This is a genomic window from Methylobacterium sp. 001424705, from assembly GCF_059816145.1.
The window spans coordinates 119,240-125,981 of the sequence record NZ_JCBANU010000015.1 but is presented as its reverse complement, the minus strand read 5'-3'; the positions used below and the strand labels follow the sequence as shown (position 1 = coordinate 125,981).

Below are 6,742 nucleotides of genomic sequence, written 5' to 3'. Positions count from 1 at the left end.
TACGGAGGCCGCGAGACCCGAGGCTGGCTCCGGGTCATCGTGCCGATCTACAAGGAGAGCACCAACGCCGCCGCGCCATCCGTCCCACTGACGGGCCCGGGGCGGATCGAACGCCGGTAGCGGTTCTCGAAAGCCGTTCCTCGGAGCCCGCGCCGCTCTCGTCGCTTCGGGTCAGGCGATCAAGCGGAGGGCGGCCTGATGGTCGGTCGGGGCGGGCCAGGTCGCGATGGCGCTCAGGGCGCCCGCCAGGGGGGCCGGCCGACCGAAATAGAAACCCTGGCCGAAGGCGCAGCCCATGCCGGCGAGAAGGTCGGCCTCGCCGGCCTGCTCGATTCCCTCGGCCACCACGGACACCGCCAGATCGTCGGCCAGCCGGAGGATCGTCTGCACGATGCCCCGGCTGGTCTGGTCGGCCAGGAGGGTGCGCACGAAGGCGCGGTCGATCTTCAGGGTCGTCACCGGCAGGGTGCTCAGATAGCTCAGCGAGGAATAGCCCGTTCCGAAATCGTCGATCGCGATCCCGAGGCCGGCGTTCCGGCACTGCGTGAGCGCGGCAGCGGCACGCTCAGGATCGTCCATCAGCATGCTCTCCGTGACCTCGATCTTGAGGCTGGAGGGGGCGATCCGGGTCCGCGCCAGGAAGTCGGCGATCATCTCGGGGAACGAGGCGCCGGCGAGGTCGCGCCCCGAGACGTTGACGGTCATGAAGAGCGGACCGTCGAGCGCGCCGGGATTGGTCTGGGCGGCAAGCAGGAGCTCGGGGAAGACCCGCCCGACTTCCTCGAAGGCATACGCGGTTAGGTCGACGATGAGACCGGACGCCTCGGCCGCCGGGATGAACTCGATGGGCGGCACCAGGCCCCGGGTCGGGTGGCGCCAGCGCATCAGGGCCTCGAACCCGGCCAGCCGCCGGGACGACAGCCGCACGATGGGCTGGAAGTACAGCTCGAATTCGCCGTTGCGCAGGCCGGCGCGGATCTCGCGCTCCAGCGACAGGGCGCCGAGGGCGGCCGCGAAGGTCTCGGACGGGGGAGCATCGGCGCCGAGGACCGGCTGCGGCGCCGTTCCCTTCATCTGCTCGAGGATGGCCACCGTCTGCCGGTAGCGGGACAGCACCACGCCCAGGCACATCCGCAGGATCGGATCGGTCTGCGCGATGCGGTGGGCGAGCTGCTCCTCCGTGATGACGACGAGTTCGCTGTCCTCCAGGGCCCGCACGGCAGCGGAGCGCGGCTGGTGATCGAGGATCGCCATCTCCCCGACGATCTCGCCGGGGCCGCGATGCGCCAGGATGAGGTCCCCCTCCGGACGCTCGAGGACGATCTCCAATCGGCCGCTCACGATGAGGTAGGCCGCATCGCCCAGGTCGCCGGCCGAGAACAGGCGCGCACCGGCCGGGAGGTGATGATGGTCCAGGGACTTCGCTTGGGAACGCGGCACGGAAGGTTCCAGGCTGGGCACAGTGATGGCCCGGGGCGAACCGTGCCGGGGGCCGGTTAAGAGCTGGCGAACGGCAACCGCTTTGTTTCACGCGCCGTCTCCTATCCTTAACGAGATCTCAGCACGGCGGCGCGAGACTGATCGCGAAGACGCCCCGCGCGGAGCCTGCCCCCGATGATCCTGTCACGACGCCTGGCCCCGGTGGGCGTGGGCCTTGCCCTGGTGCTGGCCCTCCTGGCCGTGCGGACCGTCGTTCCGGAGCCGTTCGAGCGCCTGCGGCAGGCGGCCTTCGACAGCGCCCAACGGATCAGCCCCCGCGTGACCGACGGCGCCGCGGTTCGGGTTGTCGACATCGACGAGGAGAGCCTGAAGCGGCACGGCCAGTGGCCCTGGCCGCGCCACGTGGTGGCGGACCTCGTCGCGGCCCTGCAGGACCTCGACGCCGGCGTCGTCGCCCTCGACATGGTCTTCGCCGAGCCCGACCGCACCTCGCCCGCGCTCCTGGTGCCCGACTGGGCGCGGCGCTTCGGCTTTCGCGCGGCGGAGCCCGAGACGGCCCTGCCGGACCACGATGCCGCCCTGGCGGCGGTGTTCGCCCGGGGCCGCGTCGTCGCCGGCTTCGCGCTGACGCCGGACGCGCAGGGCGAACCCGTCACGCGCAGCGCAGGCTTCGCGACGATCTCCGGCGATCCCGGCGAGACGGTCCCCAACTTCCGAGGCTCGGTCCAGAACCTGCCCGTGCTCGATGCGGCCGCCGCCGGCCACGGCAGCTTCACCATCGCGGCCGGCAGCGACGAGATCATCCGGCGCCTGCCGCTGCTCGCGACGGTGGGAAACCGCCTGGTGCCCTCCCTCGCCCTCGACGCCCTGCGGGTGCTGCAGGACGAGGAGAGCTTCAAGGTGCGGGCGGAGCGCGATGGCGCGACCCTGACCGGCTATACGATCCGCGTCGGGGCGGTCGATCTCTCCGTCGACCGCTCCGGCGCCCTGGCCCTCCACTTCCCGAAGGCCCGCTCGACGCCGACGATCGCCGCCTGGCGCCTGCTCGATCCCGATCAGCGTCCGGGCCTGCGCCCGGAGATCCAGGGCCGCGCGGTCTTCGTCGGCACCAGCGCGGTCGGCTTGTCCGACCTGCGCCCCACGCCGATGACCCCGTTCGAGCCCGGCGTGAACCTGCACGCGATGGCCCTCGATCAGGTCATCGGCGGGCAAGCGCTCAGTCGCCCGGCCTGGGCGCTGGGTGCGGAGATCGTGGCGGCGCTGGTGCTCGGCATCGCCGCCGCCCTGGCCTGCGGTTTCGGGCGGCTCAGCAGCGCCGGTCTCGGCATGGCCTTCCTGGCGCCCGTGCCGACCTTCGCCGCCCTGGCCCTGTTCGCCCGGGGCGGCCTGCTCCTCGACCCGACGCTGCCGACCCTCGGCCTCCTCGTCGCCCATGCGGGCGGGAGCCTCGCCCGCTATGCGGGCTCGGAGCGTTCCGCCCAGCGCCTGCGCGCCGCCTTCACGCACTACCTGTCGCCGGACCTGGTGGCGGTGCTGGCCAGCGACCCCGGCCGGCTGAAGCTCGGGGGCGAGACCCGCGAGATGACGTTCCTCTTCACCGACCTCGAGGGCTTCACCGCGATGACCGAGGCCTCCGGCGCCGAGGCCCTCGTCAACCTGCTGAACGCCTATCTCGACGGCCTGTGCTCCATCGCGATGGCCCATGGCGGCACCGTCGACAAGATCGTCGGCGACGCGGTGCACGTCATGTTCAACGCGCCCCTCGACCAGCCCGACCATGCCGCGCGGGCGGTGGCCTGCGCGCTGGCCCTCGACGCCTTCGCGGAGGCGTTTCGCCAGCGGCAACGGGCCCAGGGCGTCCCCTTCGGCGCGACCCGCATCGGCATCAATACCGGACGTGCCGTGGTCGGCAATTTCGGCGGGACGCGCCGCTTCGACTACACGGCGCACGGCGATGCGATCAACGTTGCGGCGCGGCTCGAATCCGCCAACAAGGCGCTCGGCACCCGCATCTGCATCGCCCGCACCACCTGCGACCAGGTGTCCGGCGTCAGCTTCCGGCCCATCGGGACGCTGATGCTGAAGGGCAAATCCGTGGGCGTCGAGGTCTTCGAGCCGACGGGACAGGCCAGCGACGCCCTGGACGCCTATCGCGTGGCCTTCGGGCGGTTGGTCGCGGGGGACGCCGGCGCGGCCGAGGCGCTGCTGGGCCTGCACGCGGCCAACCCCGACGACCCGATCCTGGCGCTCCATGCCCGCCGCATCCGGGCGGGCGAGCGCTCCGTCAGCATGGCGGCCTGAGACGTAAGTCTCAGGGGAGGACGAGGAGCACCACCAGGGCGATGTTCGTGAGCTGGTGCAGGAACTGATCGAAGCCCATCAGCCACCAGAAGCGCGGGTCGGTCATGGGCCAGCGGGTGCGGTGGGCGACCAGGGTCTTGGCCCGGTCGATCAGTCCGTGGACCACGAAGTCGAGGAGCGCGAGCCACCACAGGCCGGGTTTGTAGAGCAGGGCGATCGCCAGGGTGCCGAGGGCATGCGTCCCGGCATGGACGGCGAGCGGCGCCGCCCAGCCCGCGACCCGCTCCTTGCCGCGGGCCATCCAGTCCGTCTGGACGACGAAGTCGATCAGGTAATGCTTGGCCGCCATCGCAACCAGGAGGGCCGCCAGGGTCGACAGGGGGACGGGCATGTCGAGGGCCTGCACCAGGGCGGTCTCCAAAGGGTCGTGCGGCGCGGGACCGCGATACCGCCCGGGCATCGCCGCAGGCTACCGGAACGGTGGGTAGAATCCCACCGCCCCGGCGCCTGCCGCAGGATTCGTCAGCGGTTCAGAGTGGGGACGAACTGCGCCTGTTCGCTGATCGTGACCGTCGCCACGGCGCGCTTGGTCCGGTCGTCCGGCCAGGGAGCGGCCGCCTCGGGTGCGCGGCCCTTGTAGACCATCGTCCCCTGACCCTTGCGCATGAGCACGCTGCCGCGCTTCGTCTTAAGCATCACCTCGCCGTCCAGCACGAGCACGCCGTAGCCGCCGTCGATGGCGCCGCCCCAGACCGTCGTCCCGCGCACCCCGAGGGTGCCGACGGCGGTCTTGATCGCGACGTTGCCGCCGGTCGGCCCTTCGATCTTGCCGCCGACGAAGAGGAAGGCGCCGCGCGCCACCGAGAGGGCGAGCTTCCCGCCCTGCGCGCCGGGCTTGTAGACGAAGTCGTCCACGGTGAGCCTGCCGTTCTCGCCGAGGGTCAGCACGGTGTCGTCGGCGAGCTTGGCCTCGAGGCGCGACTCGGCGCCGGTGCGGATCATGTCCTTGAAGAACACCGGCCCCTGGGGAGCCATGTCGCGGGCCTGGCCGGACTGGGAGGCGACGGCTTGGCGGTCGACCTTGGCGACCACGCCGACCTGCTGGGGTGCGGCGATGGCCGGCGCGACGCCGACGAGGAACAGGGCAGCGAAGGTGCCGAAGGATTTCAGGGTCACGGTCATCGTCCACGAGACAGGGGCGGGAGAGCAGGCACGTGGACGGGATGGCGAAGGTCCGCTCGGGTTGAACGACGGCAAGGCACCGGTACACGTCCCCGGGGTCTACGCCCGCGCCGTTAAGCATCGCTGAATAGCCTGCCCCCGTTGTAGCGCGTCCGACCTTCGTCTTGCGAAAACGCGCCTAGACGCTGGAGGACGGGCGAAACACGGCACAGTTGCCGGTATTGTCGAAGAGTTGTGCCCGGGTGCTCGGCCGGTTTCGATCCACGCCCACCGCGCCGCCCGACCGGGACCGGCTCAGGCGGAGGGGGGGGTTTAGGCGGAGGGGACTTGCGCGACGCGGATGTTGTTGGTGGTGCCGGCCACCGCGAAGGGGATGCCGGCGGTGATCACGACACGGGCGTGGGGCAGGGCGAAACCTTCCTCCACCGCGTGAGCGAGCGCATTGGCCACCATCGCCTCGTAGGAATCCACCTCGTCGGCGCGCAGGCTGTGCGCCCCCCAGAGCAGGCACAGCCGGCGCGAGGTCGCGAGATCCGGCGTCAGGGCCAGGATGGGCACCTGCGGCCGGCGTCGCGCGATCCGGGCCGCGGTGGTGCCGCTGAGCGTGTAGGCCACGATGGCGGCCGCCCCCACCGCGTCGGCGAGGGTCGCGGTGGCGCTGGCGACGGCGTGGGGCGGCGTCTCCTCCTCGCCCGGATCGGTGGCGGTGATCAGCGAGCGGTAGAGCTTGTGCGTCTCGGTCCGGTGGATGATGCGGGCCATCATGGTCACGGTCTCGACCGGGTACTGGCCGGTGGCGGATTCGGCCGAGAGCATCACCGCGTCCGCCCCGTCATAGATGGCGGTGGCCACGTCCGAGGCCTCGGCCCGGGTCGGCGTCGGGGCCGAGACCATGGAGTCGAGCATCTGGGTGGCGACGATCACCGGTTTGACCGCCAGCCTGCAGGCCCGGATCAGCTCCTTCTGGCGTCCGGGCACGTCCTCGTGCGGGATCTCGACCCCGAGATCGCCCCGCGCCACCATGACGGCATCGGACAGGCGGATGATGTCGTCGATGCGCTCCAGGGCCTGGGGCTTCTCGACCTTGGTCATCAACCCGGCCCGGTCACCGATCAGGGCCCGGGCCTCGATGAGGTCGGCGGGCTTCTGGACGAAGGAGAGCGCGACCCAGTCCACCCCGAGCTCCAGCCCGAAGGCGAGGTCGGCCCGGTCCTTGGCGGTGAGCGGGGAGAGGTCGAGGAGGGTGCCGGGCAGGTTCACGCCCTTGCGGTTCGAGAGCGTTCCGCCGGTGATCACCTCGGCGGTGAGGCTGTCACCGGTCAGGCCGGTGACCCGCACGCGCACCCGCCCGTCGTCGATGAGCAGATCCTGACCCGGGGCCACCGCCAGGAAGATCTCCCGGTGGGGCAGGGGGATGGCGTGCCGGTCGCCTTCGGCGCCCTCCAGCACGAAGCGCACCGTCTCGCCGGGCGCGACGTCGAGGCGCCCGCCCGCCAGGGTGCCGAGGCGGATCTTGGGCCCCTGCAGGTCCTGGAGGATTCCGATGGGCCGGCCGGTCTCCCGTTCCAGGGTGCGGATCGCCGCGTAGACCCGGGCATGGTCGTCCTGCGTGCCGTGACTGAAGTTGAGGCGGAAGGTGTCGACCCCGGCGACGAAGAGCCGGTGCAGCATGTCGGGTGTCGACGAGGCGGGTCCGACGGTCGCGACGATCTTGGCGTGGCGGTTGCGGCGCATGAATCCCACGGCCGCGCACGGCCGCCTCCCTGGATCGAAGGCAGAGGATCACGCCGGGATGCACCTTCCTGACGGTGATCCCGAC

Annotated in this window: 5 protein-coding genes; 1 reads left to right on the top strand and 4 read right to left on the bottom strand. The window is 71.5% G+C overall.

Features of this window, described 5'->3' with window-relative positions; genetic code table 11:
* Nucleotides 1–171 precede the first annotated feature (171 nt).
* A complete protein-coding gene (locus AC6EUL_RS13195) occupies nucleotides 172–1,440 on the bottom strand; it encodes an EAL domain-containing protein (protein ID WP_499870552.1) in 1,269 nt (422 codons plus the stop codon).
* Nucleotides 1,441–1,614: 174 nt separating this feature from the next.
* Between AC6EUL_RS13195 and AC6EUL_RS13190 the strand changes: the two genes are divergently transcribed.
* A complete protein-coding gene (locus AC6EUL_RS13190; RefSeq protein ID WP_499870550.1) occupies nucleotides 1,615–3,741 on the top strand; it encodes a CHASE2 domain-containing protein in 2,127 nt (708 codons plus the stop codon).
* Between the two features lie 10 nt (nucleotides 3,742–3,751).
* Here AC6EUL_RS13190 and AC6EUL_RS13185 read toward each other — a convergent pair whose 3' ends face one another.
* The 3 genes from AC6EUL_RS13185 to pyk all read right to left on the bottom strand — a co-directional run bounded on the left by AC6EUL_RS13185 (nucleotide 3,752) and on the right by pyk (nucleotide 6,657).
* Nucleotides 3,752–4,201 carry a DUF3307 domain-containing protein gene (locus tag AC6EUL_RS13185; protein WP_499870548.1) on the bottom strand — a complete coding sequence of 150 codons (450 nt, stop codon included), beginning with the start codon at nucleotides 4,199–4,201 and terminating at the stop codon, nucleotides 3,752–3,754.
* Nucleotides 4,202–4,263: 62 nt separating this feature from the next.
* Nucleotides 4,264–4,917 carry a FecR family protein gene (locus AC6EUL_RS13180; protein ID WP_162239171.1) on the bottom strand — a complete coding sequence of 218 codons (654 nt, stop codon included), beginning with the start codon at nucleotides 4,915–4,917 and terminating at the stop codon, nucleotides 4,264–4,266.
* Nucleotides 4,918–5,235: 318 nt separating this feature from the next.
* On the bottom strand, nucleotides 5,236–6,657 hold the full coding sequence (gene pyk, locus AC6EUL_RS13175) for a pyruvate kinase (RefSeq protein ID WP_499870545.1): 1,422 nt from the start codon (nucleotides 6,655–6,657) through the stop codon (nucleotides 5,236–5,238).
* Nucleotides 6,658–6,742 lie beyond the last annotated feature (85 nt).